The organism is Flagellimonas allohymeniacidonis (genome assembly GCF_004296335.1).
Lineage (GTDB): Bacteria > Bacteroidota > Bacteroidia > Flavobacteriales > Flavobacteriaceae > Flagellimonas > Flagellimonas allohymeniacidonis.
In genome coordinates this window covers 41,048-59,044 of sequence record NZ_SGIU01000001.1, presented here as the reverse complement: position 1 = coordinate 59,044, position 17,997 = coordinate 41,048, and the positions used below count along the sequence as shown (strand labels likewise).

The 17,997-nt window shown below is 41.6% G+C and carries 19 protein-coding genes; 12 read left to right on the top strand and 7 right to left on the bottom strand.

Annotated elements, in window-relative coordinates; translation table 11 throughout:
* Positions 1-14 precede the first annotated feature (14 nt).
* The 3 genes from EW142_RS00255 (at position 15) to EW142_RS00245 (ending at position 2,654) form a co-directional block, all read left to right on the top strand.
* A complete protein-coding gene (locus EW142_RS00255; protein ID WP_130608006.1) occupies positions 15-1,442 on the top strand; it encodes an amidohydrolase in 1,428 nt (475 codons plus the stop codon).
* A gap of 69 nt (positions 1,443-1,511) precedes the next feature.
* On the top strand, positions 1,512-2,006 hold the full coding sequence (locus EW142_RS00250; RefSeq protein WP_130608003.1) for an RNA polymerase sigma factor: 495 nt from the start codon (positions 1,512-1,514) through the stop codon (positions 2,004-2,006).
* A gap of 6 nt (positions 2,007-2,012) precedes the next feature.
* Positions 2,013-2,654: a hypothetical protein gene (locus EW142_RS00245; RefSeq protein ID WP_417935764.1), complete on the top strand. Its 642-nt coding sequence runs from the start codon at positions 2,013-2,015 to the stop codon at positions 2,652-2,654.
* Here EW142_RS00245 and EW142_RS00240 read toward each other — a convergent pair.
* Positions 2,651-3,454: a lysophospholipid acyltransferase family protein gene (locus EW142_RS00240; protein WP_130607998.1), complete on the bottom strand. Its 804-nt coding sequence runs from the start codon at positions 3,452-3,454 to the stop codon at positions 2,651-2,653. The genes EW142_RS00245 and EW142_RS00240 overlap by 4 nt on opposite strands.
* Before the next feature lie 36 nt (positions 3,455-3,490).
* The gene (locus EW142_RS00235) at positions 3,491-4,054 is read right to left on the bottom strand and encodes an NUDIX hydrolase (protein ID WP_313790890.1); all 564 of its coding nucleotides are present in this window, start codon (positions 4,052-4,054) and stop codon (positions 3,491-3,493) included.
* Between the two features lie 76 nt (positions 4,055-4,130).
* Here EW142_RS00235 and EW142_RS00230 point away from each other — a divergent pair, with 76 nt between their 5' ends.
* Positions 4,131-4,856, top strand: coding sequence for a peptidylprolyl isomerase (locus EW142_RS00230; RefSeq protein ID WP_130607992.1), 726 nt, complete (start codon positions 4,131-4,133; stop codon positions 4,854-4,856).
* On the opposite strand, the gene EW142_RS00225 is transcribed toward EW142_RS00230, so the two are convergent.
* Positions 4,853-5,464 carry a trimeric intracellular cation channel family protein gene (locus EW142_RS00225; protein WP_130607989.1) on the bottom strand — a complete coding sequence of 204 codons (612 nt, stop codon included), beginning with the start codon at positions 5,462-5,464 and terminating at the stop codon, positions 4,853-4,855. The two genes, EW142_RS00230 and EW142_RS00225, sit on opposite strands and share 4 nt — an antisense overlap.
* A complete protein-coding gene (locus EW142_RS00220; RefSeq protein ID WP_130607986.1) occupies positions 5,464-6,189 on the bottom strand; it encodes an RDD family protein in 726 nt (241 codons plus the stop codon). The genes EW142_RS00225 and EW142_RS00220 overlap by 1 nt, the downstream gene beginning before the upstream one ends.
* A gap of 36 nt (positions 6,190-6,225) precedes the next feature.
* Here EW142_RS00220 and EW142_RS00215 point away from each other — a divergent pair, with 36 nt between their 5' ends.
* The 6 genes from EW142_RS00215 to EW142_RS00190 are packed head-to-tail and all read left to right on the top strand — an operon-like array spanning position 6,226 to position 12,390.
* Positions 6,226-7,209, top strand: coding sequence for a stage II sporulation protein M (locus EW142_RS00215; RefSeq protein WP_130607983.1), 984 nt, complete (start codon positions 6,226-6,228; stop codon positions 7,207-7,209).
* Positions 7,175-8,116, top strand: coding sequence for a hypothetical protein (locus EW142_RS00210; protein WP_130607981.1), 942 nt, complete (start codon positions 7,175-7,177; stop codon positions 8,114-8,116). The genes EW142_RS00215 and EW142_RS00210 overlap by 35 nt, the downstream gene beginning before the upstream one ends.
* Entirely contained in the window at positions 8,113-8,835 is a 723-nt protein-coding gene (locus tag EW142_RS00205; protein ID WP_130607978.1) for a DUF4129 domain-containing protein, read from the top strand. The genes EW142_RS00210 and EW142_RS00205 overlap by 4 nt, the downstream gene beginning before the upstream one ends.
* 1 nt (position 8,836) lies before the next feature.
* Positions 8,837-10,045, top strand: coding sequence for a DUF4350 domain-containing protein (locus tag EW142_RS00200; RefSeq protein WP_130607975.1), 1,209 nt, complete (start codon positions 8,837-8,839; stop codon positions 10,043-10,045).
* 3 nt (positions 10,046-10,048) lie between these two features.
* Entirely contained in the window at positions 10,049-11,047 is a 999-nt protein-coding gene (locus tag EW142_RS00195; protein WP_130607973.1) for an AAA family ATPase, read from the top strand.
* A gap of 8 nt (positions 11,048-11,055) precedes the next feature.
* Positions 11,056-12,390 (top strand): DUF58 domain-containing protein, encoded by a 1,335-nt coding sequence (locus EW142_RS00190; protein WP_130607970.1) that lies wholly within the window; start codon positions 11,056-11,058, stop codon positions 12,388-12,390.
* Between the two features lie 6 nt (positions 12,391-12,396).
* Here the strand turns inward: EW142_RS00190 and EW142_RS00185 are convergent, their stop codons facing one another.
* Complete coding sequence (locus EW142_RS00185) at positions 12,397-12,882, bottom strand: YfiM family lipoprotein (RefSeq protein WP_205783202.1); 486 nt, start codon at positions 12,880-12,882, stop codon at positions 12,397-12,399.
* Positions 12,883-12,982: 100 nt separating this feature from the next.
* Between EW142_RS00185 and EW142_RS00180 the strand changes: the two genes are divergently transcribed.
* Complete coding sequence (locus EW142_RS00180; protein ID WP_130607967.1) at positions 12,983-13,354, top strand: hypothetical protein; 372 nt, start codon at positions 12,983-12,985, stop codon at positions 13,352-13,354.
* Positions 13,355-13,358: 4 nt separating this feature from the next.
* On the opposite strand, the gene EW142_RS00175 is transcribed toward EW142_RS00180, so the two are convergent.
* Together EW142_RS00175 and mnmA are read right to left on the bottom strand one after the other, a co-directional pair.
* Positions 13,359-14,303 (bottom strand): NAD(P)H-dependent flavin oxidoreductase, encoded by a 945-nt coding sequence (locus EW142_RS00175; protein WP_130607964.1) that lies wholly within the window; start codon positions 14,301-14,303, stop codon positions 13,359-13,361.
* Positions 14,304-14,305: 2 nt separating this feature from the next.
* Positions 14,306-15,496: a tRNA 2-thiouridine(34) synthase MnmA gene (mnmA, locus tag EW142_RS00170; RefSeq protein WP_130607961.1), complete on the bottom strand. Its 1,191-nt coding sequence runs from the start codon at positions 15,494-15,496 to the stop codon at positions 14,306-14,308.
* Positions 15,497-16,075: 579 nt separating this feature from the next.
* Between mnmA and EW142_RS00165 the strand changes: the two genes are divergently transcribed.
* A complete protein-coding gene (locus EW142_RS00165) occupies positions 16,076-17,953 on the top strand; it encodes a fasciclin domain-containing protein (RefSeq protein ID WP_130607958.1) in 1,878 nt (625 codons plus the stop codon).
* The last annotated feature ends 44 nt before the right edge of the window (positions 17,954-17,997 follow it).

Genomic DNA, 17,997 nt, shown 5'->3' with positions numbered 1-17,997 from the left:
ATTCTAACTTATCCATGAAAAAATCAATTCTTCTCACTTTAGTGACCAGCTTCATTGTATCAACCTCTTTTTCCCAAAAAAATAAGGATGCCGTATTACAGGATTTAGACCAAAAAAGCCAAATGTATTCGGATATCGCCCTACAGATTTGGGACTGGGCCGAAATGGGTTATCTAGAGGAAAAAAGCACAGCTCTTTTGCAAAAGACCCTCTCTGATGAAGGTTTTTCCATCAAAAAAGGGGTTGCTGGTATTCCAACCGCATTTATAGCAGAATACGGCTCTGGATATCCAGTTATTGCCATTTTAGGTGAATACGATGCCTTACCTGGCCTATCACAACAAGCTGTTACCGAGAAGAAATCGGCGAATAAAGAAGCAGGTCATGCGTGTGGTCATCACCTGTTCGGAACGGCTTCCTCCGCTGCTGCCATTGCCGCCAAAAACTGGTTGAAGGAAACAAACACGCCAGGAACTATTCGTTTTTACGGTTGCCCTGCCGAGGAAGGGGGTTCGGGCAAGGTGTATATGGTGCGCGAAGGACTTTTTAATGACGTTGATGTGGCCTTACATTGGCATCCAGGAGCGCAAAACGGTGCAAGTGCTGGTGCCGCCTTGGCGAATAAATCGGCAAAATTTAGATTTTATGGCACTTCGGCCCATGCGGCTGGAGCTCCTGATAGAGGCCGGTCTGCGCTTGACGGCGTAGAAGCAATGAACATGATGGTGAACATGATGCGGGAGCATATTCCACAAGAAGCACGAATACATTACGTAATCACCGATGGTGGAAAGGCGCCAAACGTAGTACCCAACTTTGCTGAGGTCTATTACTATGCCAGACACAACAAGAGAGATGTGGTCATCGATATTTTCGACCGTATTGTAAAAGCTGCAGAAGGAGCTGCTACAGGAACTGGTACAACCATGGATTATGAAATGATTGGAGGCACCCATGAACTTTTGCCCAACCTTACCCTTCAAAAGCTTATGCATGATAACCTAAGTGCTGTGGGAGGCATTAATTATTCTGAAACGGAAACCGAATTTGCCCAAAAAATCTCATCTAGTCTTGGGTATGCTGCTTTGGATGTTGATTCAGCCACCAAAGTACAGCCCTACAAAGAGGTAGCTAGGGCCTATGGCTCAACAGATGTTGGTGATGTAAGTTTTGCAGTCCCCACCGTTGGGATGAGAGCTGCCACTTGGGTACCAGGTACTCCTGCCCACAGCTGGCAAGCCGTAGCCGCCGGTGGAACTTCCATTGGGACCAAAGGGATGATGGTAGCTGCCAAGGCATTGACCCTCACTACCCTAAACCTATTCGAAAACCCAGAAATTATAAAAAAGGCTAAGATCGAATTCGAAGAACGACGGGGAAAAGACTTTCAATACATTCCTTTACTGGGAGACCGTCCACCTGCCCTAGATTATCGAAAATAGTATTTTACACGCTCCATATATGTAACAAAAGCGGTAAAATCGCTACCAATACATAAACTTGCCAACCACTTGAACAAAGAACTGGAACATCGTTTTGTTACGGAACTTGAGAACAATCAGAACATTGTTCACAAAGTGTGTAGCCTTTATACGAATGACAGGGATTCGCACAATGACCTATTTCAAGAAATCACCATACAACTTTGGAAAGCTTATCCCAAGTTTAGGGGCGATGCCAAGTTCAGTACATGGATGTACCGAGTGGCCCTAAATACGGCCATAACCTTGTACCGAAAGTCCAAAAAGCGCGTTCAGACCCAAGACTATGATTCGGTAATTTTTAAGATCAAAACCGACGAATATGATGACACCCAGGAAAAACAGCTCAAATTGATGTACAATGCCATAAAACAGCTTGGAGATATTGATAAAGCACTTGTTTTTCTGTATCTGGAAGATAAAGACTATGCAGAGATTTCAGAAACCCTCGGTATCAGTGAGGTGAACGCAAGGGTGAAAATGAATCGGGTAAAAAATAAATTAAGAACCATACTAAATCCTTGAGATATGATGGATGAACTGGAGCTCTTAAAGCAAGACTGGCAGAAAAAGGAAGGACATCTTCCCAAACTGAGTTATGACCAAATTTATAAGATGATATGGAAAAAGTCATCTTCCATGGTAAAATGGATTTTTTACATCAGTATCATTGAATTTGTTTTTTGGGCGGCCATCAACATCATATTTAGCGACCCTGAGTCCATGCAAGAGCTCAAGGCCATGCATATCTACAATGCCATGATGGTATTGAACTTTGTGAACTATGCCATCATCCTTTATTTCATTTTTAAGTTTTACATGAACTATCGGAAAATTTCTGTCACCGATTCCTCCAGAAAACTCATGAAAACCATATTGGATGTAAAAAGAACGGTGACCCAATATGTTTGGTTCAACCTGATTATTTTCACGATTACCATGATCATTAGCATTTACGGGGTCTTGATCTATGGCCCTGAAGGAAAAGAAATAACAGAATCGGCAATTCAACAAGGGAACGAGACCACTTTTTGGTTTATGGTCATTGTGGTATCCTTAGTGTTTACAGCAGTATTGTTGGTGCTGATATGGTTCTTTTATAAACTGCTTTACGGTATTCTTCTAAAGCGACTTAAGGAAAACTACAACGAACTTCGAAAGCTCGAAGTTTAATAACGCCATTTCCGTTTTTGATGCTCTTCTTCATAGGCCATCAAATCTTCCTTGGGAATGACTCGTAAAAACGAGGGATGTTGCTCAATGGCATACTCCAATTTCTCGATTATGGATTCCACGGTTTCATTAACATAGTCGATTTCCAAGGGTTCTTTGATATGCATGGACTGCAATATTCCCTTCTTTTTTACCCGTAAGCCTTTTTTATCAAAAGAACGTCTAAATCCGTCAATAACCACGGGCACAACCACGGGTTTGTACCTTTTTATGATATGCGCAGTGCCTTTTCGTAAGGGTTTCCAAGGTGTGGTGGTCCCTTGGGGAAAGGTAATCACCCAGCCATCTTCCAGAGCCTTGGCTATATTGCTAATGTCACTCATCTTAACTTGGCGATTTACGTCCTCACCGTCCGCTCGCCAAGTTCTCTCAATACTTATAGAGCCTGCATAGGCCAATATTTTGGTCAACAAGCTTTTCTTCATCGTCTCCTTGGCTGCCACGTAGTAGATGTTCAACTTGGGGTTCCATAAATAGCCCAAATTTTTGATACTGTCTTCCCTCCCGCTGAGGCTGGCGTTAAACACATGGAACATGGCCACAACATCGGCAAAATAGGTCTGGTGATTACTGACAAAAAGGACATTGGTTTCGGGCAAATCCCTGATGATTTGGGATCCCTCAATCTCTAACGTATTGAAACCTTTGTAACGCTGATGGGTAATCATCCCTGCAATACGTATCAGCCACTTTTTAAGAAATAAAATATGACCAAAAGGATTTTCTTTAAACAGCCCCATATGCTTGCGTTATAAGCTAATTTACAAAAATGAAGTTTATAGCACTTGTTCCAAAAGTTCTTTGATTTCGCTCATCATCATCGCTGTGGCCCCCCATACGGTATAACCATTTAGTTTAAAGGCAGGTACATCAATGTTTTTGGCATAGGAAGTAGTGATTTTTTGTTCGAACAAATTGGTATTGTCCATAAAATCGGACAAAGGAACCTGAATTAAACGCTCGACTTCACTTTCTTGAATAGCGAATGAATGAGCGCTTGTCATAAGACCAATAAAGGGTTGCACCATAAAATTACTGGGCGGTATATAAACCTCGCTCAGTTCCTTTACTACCGTTACATTACTTGGTGAAATTCCAACCTCTTCATGGGTTTCCCTCAAAGCCGTGGCCAAAATATCTTTATCGCCTTGCTCAATTTTCCCCCCAGGAAAAGCTACCTGATTGGAATGCACCCCTGGATAGGTTTTTCTTAAAATCAACAACAGGCGGGTAATGTGAACTTCATCAGGATAAAACAAGGCCAATACTCCTGCCCTTTTGGGATTCCGTTTGGTAATGTTGTTTGATTCAATCCATTGCCTACGAAAGGAAGGTGACATTTTATGATGCGATTCACTACCGGGAAGCGGCAGATTTTTTATTTTTAAAGCTTGTTGATAAAACTCTTGAAAATCCATGGGGCTCAAACCTTCGGCATTGCTTGCAAGTATACTATTATTTTTTTTGGCATCCTGCGGAGAAAATCCTAAAAAAAAGGAAGTCGAAAAAATTCAGAATGAGGTCGAAAAAGACACCGCAAGCACCCAACAAATATCAGAAGTAGAAGAAATCAAAGAGGAAAAAGAGGAGGCATTTATGCTCAATGAGGAAAATGTTATTGATTTCTACTTCAACTACGCCAAGGAACTAAAAGAAGACAAGGTACGACTAACAACCAGCATGGGAAGCTTCACGGTGCAGCTCTACGATGATGTTCCCTATCACAAGGCCAATTTTATTTATTTGGCACGAAAAGGTTATTTCAACAATACTCAATTTCATAGGGTTGTCAAAGATTTTATCATTCAAGGAGGTAACTCCGATGACAAGGAAACCTCCCGAAAGCGAAGGGCCATTGGCCGTTATTTGCTACCTCCCGATGCCAAAAAGGGCCATAAGCATCACCGTGGTACGATTTCCATGCCGAGTAGTGAGCGCGACAATCCCCATAAGTTGGCCTCACCTTATGAATTTTTTATTGTGGTGACCAAACCAGGTTCCTATCACTTGGATGGATCCTACACCCCTTTCGGAAGAGTCATCCAGGGCATGGATGTTGTAGATGCCATCAACAATGTTCCTGTTGGTGACGGAGACTGGCCCTACCAAAATGTGTATATTTTAAAAGCCGAAGTATTTTAATCGCGGGCACGATAAATATTGGGCAATCGAATCTTGAAACGCACTGCCAGTATTCGTAAAAGGATTACCAAAAGGATGGCACTGAGGTAGGCGTAACTTTCTGGCATCTTGAAAGTCAAAAGCAGAAAATATAAGGCTCCTCCCAAAATACAAGCAGTGGCATAAATCTCTTTTCTGAAAATCACGGGAATCTCGTTGCATAAAATATCACGGAGTACCCCACCAAAACTGGCCGTCATAGTGCCCAAAGCAATGCACACCAAAGGGGACAATTGGGCTTCCAAGCCCTTTTCAATACCCACCATGGTATACAACCCTATGCCCAAGGTATCAAATAGGAAAAGAGATTTTCGCAAATACTTTAATTGATTGGCAAAAGCAATGGCCAGGACCACCGTGATGGGAATAACCATAATGTAAGTAAGATCCTGTATCCAAGTAACGGGTGTATTGCCAATCAAAAGATCACGTAATGTACCTCCTCCTATTGCAGTAACGAAAGCAATAATCAAAACGCCGAACAAATCCAAGCGCTTGTCCATAGCCACCAATACCCCTGAAATGGCAAAGGCAACAGTCCCCAAAATATCCGTCAGTTGATAAAGCATTACATTTTTTGGGTATAATAGTTATAGTCCTTAAGGACCGTATCCAAATAAGGAGCGTCGTACAGCTCAGACTTCGTATTCAAAATGCTTTCCACCTTTACCCGAAGCGCCTTTAAGGTTTTAAAGTCATTACTTCTTTTAGCGATTTGGTAGGTCTCCTTGATCAAACGTACGTCTTTGTCCGTCAAGACGGTAACATTGGTGAACATGGGCTCATACTTTTCCTCGACTTCCTCCAAAATAGTATGGGATACCTTCACCTTATTTTTGGTACTGATAACAACGGTTCCTGCCGCAGCATCTCCCAAACGTTGTTTTCTTTCAGAAAAAAGAATGCTCAACAACCCTATGGATCCCGCAAAAATCCAAATGTCAACTAAGCGCAACATCCATCGAACCAAGTAATTGCTCCAGTGAACAGGGGTTCCATCCAAACGGACTACTCTCATTTTCAACAGCATTTTCCCCACGGTTCTTCCATTGAAAATACTGTGCATCAATAAACTATAGAACATGGCCGGAAGAAAAATCAGCGAAACGAGACCGCGTTGCGTCCAAGTGTCTTCATAGACATAGCGCATGGCATCGGCAATCACACTGATCAATAAGGCATACATGTAAAGAATCAGTCCATCAATCAAAAAAGCCAAAATTCGTTCCCCTAAACCGACAATCTTATAATCTAGGTTTACATTTTGCGTTGTATTGATTTGGAGGTTGCCCATATAACATTAATTTTAAGCAGCACCTAAGAGCATACTATGCGCGAAGCCGCCTTTGTCAAGCAAAATAAGGAAAAATGGATAGCATTTGAAAAGGCTATCAATAATGGAATGAGCACCTCTCCCGATGAATTGGCCGAGGGTTACATCCACCTGACCAATGATCTTGCCTATGCCCAGACCTACTATGCAGAAAGTAAGACACTTATGTACTTAAATTCGCTTGCTTCACAGGCCCATCAAAAAATTTATAAGAACAAAAAAGAATCCAGAAATCGCATTGTCAGCTTCTGGGGCCATGAGTTTCCCCTGTTCTTCAAACAGTACCATAAAACGCTGTTCACCGCCTTTTTGATTTTTGCCCTGGCAACAGCCATCGGAAGTATCTCGGCTTTGCACGACGCTTCTTTTGTACGGCTCATTCTTGGTGACGCCTATGTTAATGAAACATTGAACAACATAGCCAACGGCGAACCCACGGCGATTTATAAAGGAGGAAGTGAAATCGGCACATTTCTGGGAATCACCATCAACAACATTAGGGTGGCCTTTATTGCCTTTGCCTTTGGTGTGATAACCAGCCTAGGAACCGCCTATGTTCTTTTTAGCAATGGGGTTATGCTTGGTGCTTTTGTAACCTTCTTCTATACCAAAGGGGTGTTTTTTGAGGCCAACCGCCAAATTTGGCTTCATGGAACCATAGAAATATCGGTAATCATTATAGCCGGATGTGCGGGTCTCATTATGGGCAACAGTATTCTGTTTCCCAAAACATTTTCCCGACGTGTTTCCTTTATGAAAGGCGCCAAAGATGGACTTAAGGTGGTAGTGAGCACCATCCCCTTCTTTATTATTGCCGGATTTATCGAAGGTTTCATCACCCGCTATGCGGATATGCCCAATTGGTTGGCAGCGGTAATCATTGGAGGTTCCTTGACACTTATCGTTTTCTACTACGTCTATTATCCTATTTTACTAAACAGATTGCATGCAAAACAAATTCACAGAGCTACGAATCAATAGGGATTTTGGGGACATTCTATCCGTTTATTTTGAGTTTCTAAAACAGAACATCAAAAGTTTTACCAATGTTTTTTTGCGATACAATGGTATTTCACTGATAGGTCTCCTTATCGTCAGCTATCTCTTGGTTTCTGGTTTTATTGGGGTTTTCGTTTATGAAGGAAGAAATGCCTATGGCGGCTCTACCGAGATATTGGAGGAGAAGTACACCGCCTATATTATTTCGGGTGTCGTATTATTTCTCGTCATTTTTATAATCACCACCGCCCTAAACTATAGTTTAGCCAGTAGTTATATGATTCGCTACCAAGAAAACAAGGGTCAAGATTTTCAGCCTCAGGAGGCTTGGAGTCTCGTAAAGGAAAGGCTTGGTAGCATCCTTTTGTTCGTTTTCTGCCTTATCTTGATGTTCATCGGACTCATCGTAGTAAGCTTTATACTGCTTCTTGTGCCCTTTGTTGGAATCTTCGCGTATTACATTCTTCTGTTCTTTTTTATCGCTTGGGTGGGAGTATCATTTTTTCATATGATGCAGGAGGATAAAGGCATTGTAGACTCTTTAAAAGAAGGCTGGAATTTGGTCTTTGATAATTTCTGGAAATCCGTGGGCACCAATTTCATATTGGGAATATTGAACAATCTTATTCAGATAGTTTTGGATATTATTCCGTTTGTGATTGTTGGCATATACACCTTTCACGCAGTAGAAAGCAATACCGATTTTTCAGAATCGGTATTGGCAACGGTCATCTATACCTTAGGGGTGTGGTTTGCTCTGGCCGTGGGCATTTATGGCTATTGCCTTTCGCAATTTGTAAATGGTGTATTGTACTATTCCCTACACGAGAAAAAATATAATATTTACACAAGAAGTAAAATAGAAGAAATAGGAAAGTCAAGTCTGTGATAAAAAAAATACTCATCCTTTTAGCTTTCCCCTTAATTTCCTTTGGAAACCTTCAACCGCAGGACTCATTAAAAGTGCCCTACGACCAGGATTCTGATTTAATCGAGCGAAGCTTTGACAAAAACCTTTCGGAAAAATATACGGGCAGCGAGTTCGATTATGATGTGAAAACCGGTGAGTCACAAAATCTTTTGGCACGATTTCTAAATTGGATTTTCAGTGGGCTCAATGACCTATTTGGCATTCATATTCCCCCAAATATTTCGGTTATTCTTGAATATCTCATCTACGGGCTCATGGGGCTTCTGGTAATTTATCTCATCACCCGGTTCTTGATCAACGAAAAATTCAGTTCCATTTTCACCAAGAAGGCCAATAGCATTTTAGACATCGATCTTTCCGAACAACATATTGAAAGTCTGGATTTGGATGAGTTGATGCGTAGTGCCTTAAAAAGTAGGGATTTCAGACTGGCCGTGCGCTATCAATATCTGAAGATATTGAAACAACTGTCCCAAAAACATATTATTGATTGGCATTTTGAAAAGACCAATTCGGACTACGAGCGCGAAATTAAGGATACACGACTTAAATCAGGATTTCGCGAAGTTTCCTACTTATATGAGAACATTTGGTATGGTGAACAACCCATAAATGAAGGGCAATACGAGATGACCCAACAGAGATTTACCAACCTAAACGTTCTAATTCCGCAATAATATGGATAAACGAGCGAAAATAGTGTTGTGGGCAATCCTTGTGGTCATCGTTGGCATTGTGATTACTGAAATTACTAGGCCTAGACCCATCAACTGGAATGCTTCCTACACCTCTACAGATAAAATTCCATACGGATGTTTTGTTTTGTACAATGAACTTCCATCAGTTTTCCCAACCAACGAAGTAGTTCAGGTCACCGAAAACGTATATGAAAAATTGATTGATTTGGACACCTCTGAAACCTCCTCCTACATGTTCATCAACAATTTCATCTACTTTGATGAACAGGAAACCAATCAACTGCTGGACTATGTGAGTGCTGGGAATACTGTATTTATAGCTTCCAGCGATTTTGGCGGCTTCTTGTCCGATACTTTGAACATCAGGGTGCGTTCGGATTATTCCGTGGAAGAACTGGATACACGCCTCGATTTTACGCATGATACCTTTCAAGGAGAAAGTTTTGATTATTCCCGAGGTATGCTTTACACTCACTTTGTGAGTCTTGACACACTCAATTCAACAATTTTGGGGCATATCAGCTATACGAAGAGCAATATTCTGGATAATAAACCTGATGAAGATATTCGAATGCCAAATTTTATAAAGACAGATTTTGGGAAAGGAACTTTCCTTTTGAATACAACACCACAGGCCTTTACCAATTATTATATGCTTGAAGGAAATGAAGACTATGTTGGTCACACCTACGCTTACATTCCCAATACCAAAGTATATTGGGATGAATACAAAAAGGCCGGGAGGGTCGTTGTAACATCGCCTATGCGTTTTGTGCTCACTCAAATTGAGCTAAAATGGGCCTATTACCTGGCCATTATCGGACTAATACTCTTTGTACTTTTCAGAGGGAAACGCGAACAACGTATTATTCCGGTAATCAAACCTCTTGAAAATTCTTCGGTTGAGTTTGCCAGAACCGTAGGGTCATTGTACCATCAGCATAAGGATTACACAGATTTGGTTCACAAAAAGCTTACCTATTTCTTAGCCTACCTACGAAATCGATTCTATATCGATACCCAGACCATTAATGAGAAAACAATTCGGGAACTTTCCGCCAAATCAGGTAAAAGTTTGAGTGAAACCAAAGAACTCATTGAATTTATTCTTTCTCTAAAAAAGAAAACGGAACATACCGAACAAGATAGCATTACCTTGAACAAAAAAATTACACAATTTAAAAGTTGATATATGGAAAACAAGGACTCGCAAAACGAAAAGTTGGAGTTTGATTCTAGAATAGATTTAAGCCCATTGCAAAACGCAGTGGAGCAAGTAAAAAGTGAAATTGGAAAAGTCATTATTGGTCAGGAACGGATGATCGAACTACTGATTATTTCCATTTTGGCCAATGGACATTCCTTGATTGAAGGTGTCCCTGGGGTAGCGAAGACGGTAACGGCAAAATTGCTAGCCAAAACAATGAGTGTTGATTTTAGCAGGATTCAGTTCACGCCCGACCTCATGCCCAGCGATATTTTGGGAACTTCGGTCTTCAACGTAAAAACCTCAGAATTTGAGTTTAAAAAAGGACCCTTGTTTTCCAATATTATCTTGATTGATGAAATCAATAGGGCACCTGCGAAAACCCAAGCAGCCCTTTTTGAGGCCATGGCGGAACGCCAAATTACCATAGATGGTCACCGATACGAAATGACTCCTCCGTTTTTGGTGTTCGCCACACAGAATCCGATAGAGCAAGAAGGTACCTATCGATTGCCCGAGGCCCAACTGGATAGGTTTTTGTTCAAAATTGATGTCGACTATCCCAGTTTGGATGAAGAAGTACAGATCTTGGAGCGAAAACACGAACAAAAGAAGGAGGTGGTGGAAGAAATTGTAAATTCCATTCTTTCTGCCAAGGAGATTGCCCAATATCAAAATCTGATTAAGGAAATTGTGGTAGAAAAGAACCTTCTCTCCTATATCGCCTCCATCGTGAACAATACCCGGCACAATGCGAACCTTTATCTTGGGGCATCGCCAAGGGCTTCCATTGCACTGCTGGATGCGTCAAAGGCCCTTGCGGCCATGAAAGGACGCGATTTTATCACTCCTGATGATATCAAGACTGTGGCCGCTCCGATTTTATCACATCGGATTATGCTTACCCCAGAAAGGGAAATGGAGGGCCTGACATCGGATCAAGTGGTGAATCAAATTGTTGAAAGCATTGAAATTCCAAGATAGCGCACGACTTGAAGAAATTCTTCCGACATATCTACGTTAAGCAGCGCTTTTTCATAGTGTTGGTGGCTATCATCATAGCTTTTTTAGTAAGCTATATGTTCCCAGCGCTTTATCGAACAACTCGAGTACTTTTTTATGGGATGGTGCTCTTGCTCGCAGTGGATTATTTGATACTCTTTGTTTCAAAAGGAAAAATAACAGCAAGTCGAATTTTACCGGACAAGCTCTCAAATGGCGACCAAAATCCAATCCAGATTACCCTATCAAACGGTTATTTGTTCCAAATCCAAACCAGGATTATCGATGAAATCCCACTACAATTTCAAAAGCGGGATTTTGAAATAAACAGTCCCCTAAAAAGTGGTGCCTCGGGCGTTTTTAATTACGAACTGAGACCAACGGAAAGAGGTGTTTATTCCTTTGGCAGTCTCAATATATATGCTTCTTCCCCCATAGGCTTTTTGGCCCGACGCTACCGCTTTGATGATTCTGCTGAGATTCCGGTGTACCCCTCCTTCCTTCAGCTTCAAAAATATGACCTTATCGCCTTTACCAACCGACTGCACGAGTACGGCTTAAAGAAAATTAGACGTATTGGCCATACCATGGAGTTTGAGCAAATCAAGGAATATGTGCAAGGTGACGATATCCGAAACATTAATTGGAAGGCCACCGCCAAGAAAAGCCAATTGATGGTCAACCAGTATCAAGATGAAAAATCCCAGCCCATCTATTCGGTAATCGACAAGGGAAGGGTGATGAAAATGCCTTTTGAAGGCTTAAGCCTGCTGGATTATGCCATTAACGCCACCTTGGTTATCAGCAATATTGCCATTAAGAAACAGGATAAGGCCGGAATGTTTGCCTTCAGCAATCGCATTGAGAATCGGGTGGTCGCGGAAAGGCGGAATTCCCAGATGAACCTTATTCTTGAAACCCTATACAATTTAAGGACCAACTTTGTGGAAAGCGATTTTAGTCGGCTTTATATTGATATAAAACGTAACCTCAACCAGCGAAGTTTACTGCTTTTGTATACCAACTTTGAGACCCTGGATGCCCTGCACCGTCAATTGCCATACTTGCAAGCAATTGCCAAACAACACCTTTTAGTGGTCATTTTCTTTGAAAATACAGAGCTGAACCTGTTTGCTCAGAAAAAAGCGGAGAACATTCGTCAGATATTTGAGCAGACCATTGCCGAAAAGTTTATTTATGAGAAGAAATTGATTGTAAACGAATTACGACAGCATGGTATTCAAACCATGTTGACCAAACCAGAGGACCTGACCATAAACACGATAAACAAGTATTTGGAAATCAAGGCTAGAGGATTAATCTAAAAGGGGTTAATCTTCAAATTTGACAGAAGCCATACCGTCAGAAAAACCAAGCGGGGTCAAAATGGGCAGCTCTTTTCTTTGTGTAAAGTCCCAAACCAGTTTACTGGATTTTTCCAAGGCTTCCAAATCTATCTTTTGAACAGTGTAAGTACCAGCTGGTAGTTTATTTTTCTTCTTTTTGGAAAAAAGTTCAATGGTGACACCCACCGTGACACCACCAAGAATGGTCGCAGCCAAATCGTCGTTATCCCAGCCATTTTCCTGCTGCCCCGCATCAACCGATTCTTTGGCTATCCCAATCAAAGTGCTTCCCATAACGGACCCAACAAAGGTCCAAACGCGATTACCGTCCGATGCTTGTTTTGCTATTCCAGCTCCTGCCAAACCAAAAAGATTTCCACCAATAAAGTGCAACGCTTTATCGCGTTCCACTTGTGCATGCGTAGAAGTAAGCATGCAAAAAAGAACTAAGGTGGGGATTAGCTTTTTCATACGTGTCCAAACAAATGTATAAAAAGCCATAATACAACTTTAATAAATCCTTGAAATTCTTTCTTACTACATTTGAGGAATTAAATTGATTATTAAAGGTTTGAAAGAAATTTTGGATTACTTCACATGGATTGATTTTATGGCCGCAGGAGTCTGGATTCTCCTGTCAATCATTATGATTTGGATTTTAATCCGGGTGGATAAGCTTAAGGGACGGAACAACCCATATTTTTATCTCGGCTTGTTTTTGCTGGTTTTTGTTTGGTTGTATCCTCTCTATACCTATTTGTTCAATCAACTGGAAGTTGGCGCAGCCGGAAATCTCCTTACCCTTTGGCTTACCCTAAAGTATAGGTCCCGACTTAAGGAAGTCAAACAAAACTTACACAACTATTTGGCACCCCAAATCATATGGTTGGTCTTGGCCACTTTGTATGTTGGATTACAAATATTGGTGAAGTATCAATCGTGACCCCCTAGAATTTTGATGCTTCCCTTTGGGCTTCCTTAAACTCTTGCAGTAAATCTTCCATGATTTTTGAAGCTGGTTTGATATCGTGGATAAGACCTGACACTTGACCTATTTCAAGTTCTCCTTCCTCCATATCTCCTTCGAACATGCCTCTTTTTGCCCTGGCCCTCCCCAAAAGGGTTTTCAATTCTTCTACCGAGGCACCACTAGCATAGGCCTGTTGTACATCTTGATAAAATTTGTTCTTCAACATGCGTACCGGAGCCAATTCCTTTAAAGTAAGATGTGTAGCACCCTCTTTGGCATCAACAACTGCATTTTTAAACGCAGTATGGGACGAGGCTTCCTCGCTGGCAACAAATCGGCTTCCAATTTGAACACCATCTGCTCCCAAAACCATGGCAGCCAGCATAGCATTTCCATTGGCTATTCCTCCGGCTGCTATCAATGGGATATTTATTTTTTCTCTAACGGATGGAATCAATACCAAAGTGGTTGTTTCATCCCTGCCGTTATGCCCTCCTGCTTCAAACCCTTCGGTAACCACAGCATCAACTCCGGCCTCTTGTGCCTTCAGCGCAAACTTTACACTGCTCACCACATGCACAACAGTAATTCCTTTTTCCTTAAGAAAAGAGGTCCATGTCTTCGGGTTTCCTGCTGAGGTGAATACAATTTTCACTCCGCTCTCCACAATGATATCCATGAGTTTTTCAATATCAGGATACAGCATGGGAACATTCACCCCAAAAGGTTTGTCCGTAGCATTCTGACATTTTTCAATATGTTCTTTTAGCACTTCAGGATACATGCTTCCCGCACCCAGCAGTCCCAAACCCCCAGAATTGGAAACAGCTGACGCCAAACGCCAACCGCTGGCCCATATCATACCTGCTTGAATGATGGGGTACTTGATTTGAAAAAGTTGGGTAATCTTATTTTGCTCCATACTTAAGAAATGACTCCAGATCCTATGAGCTCATCATCCAAATACCAAGCTACAAACTGACCTTCGGTTATGGCTGATTGTTTCTCTTCGAAATCTACGTAAAGCCCAGCCTCGGTTTTATACAATTTTGCTTTTTGCAAAGGTTGGCGATATCGAATTCTTGCCCATACTTCCATTTCGCCATCGGGCTGCAATGCCAGATCTGGACGCACCCAATGCAGCTCGTCTTCCTTTACAAACAAAGTTTGACGGAACAAACCTGGGTGAGACTTCCCTTGACCGGTGTAAATCACATTGCTGTCCACATCGGTCTCAATTACAAAAAGTGGTTCTTTGGTACCTCCCACGTCAAGACCCTTGCGTTGCCCAATGGTAAAATAATGGGCCCCTTGATGTTCCCCGACCACCTTGCCATCGGTTTGCTGATACACTTTTTTTTCTGCTTGATACGCCAGTTCTTCCCATTTGTTTTCAAAAGCTGGGGCAGTTCCATGAAATTGCTCGGCATTCGAAGGAACTTCTACGATGACCCCTTTTTTGGGCTTCAATTTTTGTTGTAGGAATTCCGGTAGGCGCACTTTACCTATAAAACATAAACCCTGTGAATCTTTTTTATCAGCAGTTACGAGATTGCGCTCAGCTGCTATCTTCCGTACTTCGGGCTTGGAGAGTTCCCCGATGGGGAAAAGTGTTTTTGCCAGTTGTTCCTGGGACAGCTGGCATAGGAAATAGGATTGATCTTTATTCGAATCCTTACCAGCCAAAAGTTGATAGGTCTCACTGCCATCAGAATTCTTAATGATACCCTTTCTGCAATAGTGCCCGGTCGCTACATAATCGGCGCCTAATTGGAGCGCAATCTTAAGAAAAACATCGAACTTTATCTCGCGGTTGCAAAGCACATCAGGATTGGGAGTTCTTCCCATTTCGTATTCCTTGAACATATAATCAACAATACGCTCCTTATATTCAGCACTTAAGTCGACCGTCTGAAAAGGTATACCCAATTTCTCAGCAACAATCAAAGCGTCATTGCTATCCTCCACCCAAGGGCATTCATCAGAGATAATAACAGAATCATCGTGCCAATTCTTCATAAAGAGGCCAATCACCTCATATCCCTGTTCTTTCAAAAGATATGCGGAGACGCTTGAGTCTACTCCCCCCGATAATCCTATAACAACCTTTTTCATTCGCTCTAATTGTGCCGCAAAAATACAAAATGGTGCTCATTTCAACTGTGAAAGGAAACATAAGGTCGCTTAGACGAGTAGTCAGCTGAATTGCTTACATAATTTACACCCATTTACGTTAATAGGGTTGCCGCTTGGGTAATCTTCCAGCTATGATTTAATCTTTCTTTTCGGCTTCAGATTCAGAATCGAAATAAATCGGACCTGCTTGTTTAAGCAATATTAATTGACTACTATTTTAAGCTATTTCTTAAACATAATTATAAAACAAACTTATTCTTCCCAGACAAAGCGAGCAGTCCTGCCGAAGTAGCCTCTCAAAGTATGAATGTTTTTAGCAGTAGTATTCTAAAATACTTAAATCATTGATTATTATTTATTTAACTTTAGATTTAGAAGTTTGATTTTTCCTCAAAATTGATTTCAGTACCATGGACATGGTATCCATATTTTTCTTTTTGATTAGTTTTCATATACATTTTTGTTAAACTTTTTATAAAAAACTATAAACAAAAGCAACCATTAATGTTCAGTTATATCTTTAGAAAGTTAAACAAAACGAAATCTAAAAAACATTCTATGAAAGCACTAACTAAATTGTCCCAGATTACCTTTCTGGCATTTACTTTGATCTTTACATCATGCTCCGATGATGACGATAATTCGAATCCTCCTGGACAAAATGCAAATATTGTAGAAGCAGCCGAGGCAACCGCGAATCTAAGCAGTTTGGTCAGTGCATTGCAAAAGGCCGATGAAAGTGCCAATAATGACTTGATTAGTGCTTTGAGTGGAGATGGTCCTTTCACGGTCTTTGCCCCTACCGATGACGCCTTTGCCGATTTGTTGGCGCAATTGGATGGGTTTGACTCCTTAGATGATTTCAACTCAGAACAACTACAAGACCTATTAGCTGTTATTTTGCAATACCACGTAGTAGCTGGAACAGCTGCCCTTTCCACAGATCTTACAGATGGTCAAACCTTGACCACCCTGCAAGGCAGTACGCTTACCGTATCCACCACCGGCGGAGTATTCATTGGAGATGCTACTGATGTGGATGCTGAAGTTATCACTGCTAATGTGGAAACCACCAATGGCATTGTCCACATTATCAATAAAGTACTTTTGCCACAGGTTATCTTGGATGAATTGGCCGACATTATCCTTGTGCCCATTACAGATTTGGCTTTGGGTAATGATAATTTGGAAAATTTGGTTGCTGCCCTTACCGCGGCCAATGGAGATCTTCCTGCAGTTTTACGAGGTGATGGTCCCTTTACCGTACTAGCTCCAAGCGATGCCGCTTTTGACACTTTTTTAAATGGAGCTCAACTTGGGGATATCCCTGTGGACGTATTGACCAATGTACTGCTAAATCACGTCATCGAGGGAACATTGTTACAAGCTGATTTGGAAGGATTAGGTTCCGGATACACAAATACGCTGGCCACAGGAGCTGGTGACCAAAACATAAGTATTTTCTTTGATACCACTGATGGTGTGGAATTCAACGGGGTTTCCTCAGTAGAAACCGCAGATGTTAAAGCGTTGAACGGTGTGGTTCATGTTGTGGATGCAGTTATCGGACTACCCAATATTGTGGACCACGCAGTGGCCAATCCCGGCTTAACATCGCTGGTAGCCGCCTTAACAGAAGGTGGAAACACAACTTTCACCGATCTTTTATCAGATGCTCAACAAGATTTTACCGTATTTGCCCCGGTAAATGCTGCTTTCGATGAATTTACCAATCCAGATTCCAATGATATCAATGACGTTCTTTCCAATCATGTAGTCGTCGGTACAGCTGCTTTTTCTTCCGGATTAACAAATTCTTACGTAAATACCGCTGCCGAATTCGATACAGATGAACCATTTAGTTTGTACATCAATACTGATGATGGCGTTACCTTAAATAATACGAGCAATGTTATTATTGCCGACATTGTTGCTACCAATGGTGTGATCCATGCCGTGGATACAGTGATTGATTTGCCTAAAATACTCAATTTTGTGTCCGGTGACCCCAACTTCGATTCATTAGAATCTGCATTGGATACTAGTGGATTAAGCATCTCTTTATTAGGGGATGGACCGTTTACCGTTTTTGCACCAACCAATGAGGCCTTCCAAGCTTTATTGGACAGTAACGACATGTGGAATTCTTTGGAAGATATCGAGGCTGGACTATTGGCCAGTGTTTTGCAACATCATGTAATTTCTGGAGCAAACATTCGCTCTGGGGACCTTAATCCTAGTGGAGATACAACGACACCTGCTACTCTAGAAGGCGATACATTTACCATTACACTTCCCGGAACGGATGGCAATATAGCTGATGTCACCGACGGAGCTGGCAATACCGGTATTGGCATAATTGCTGTTGACGTGCAGGCCGCAAACGGAGTCGTTCACGTCTTGAATACCGTTCTGCTTCCAGACACCACAAATTAAACCGAAATAGAGGTCATGCCGCGGCATGACCTTTTTTTCACCCC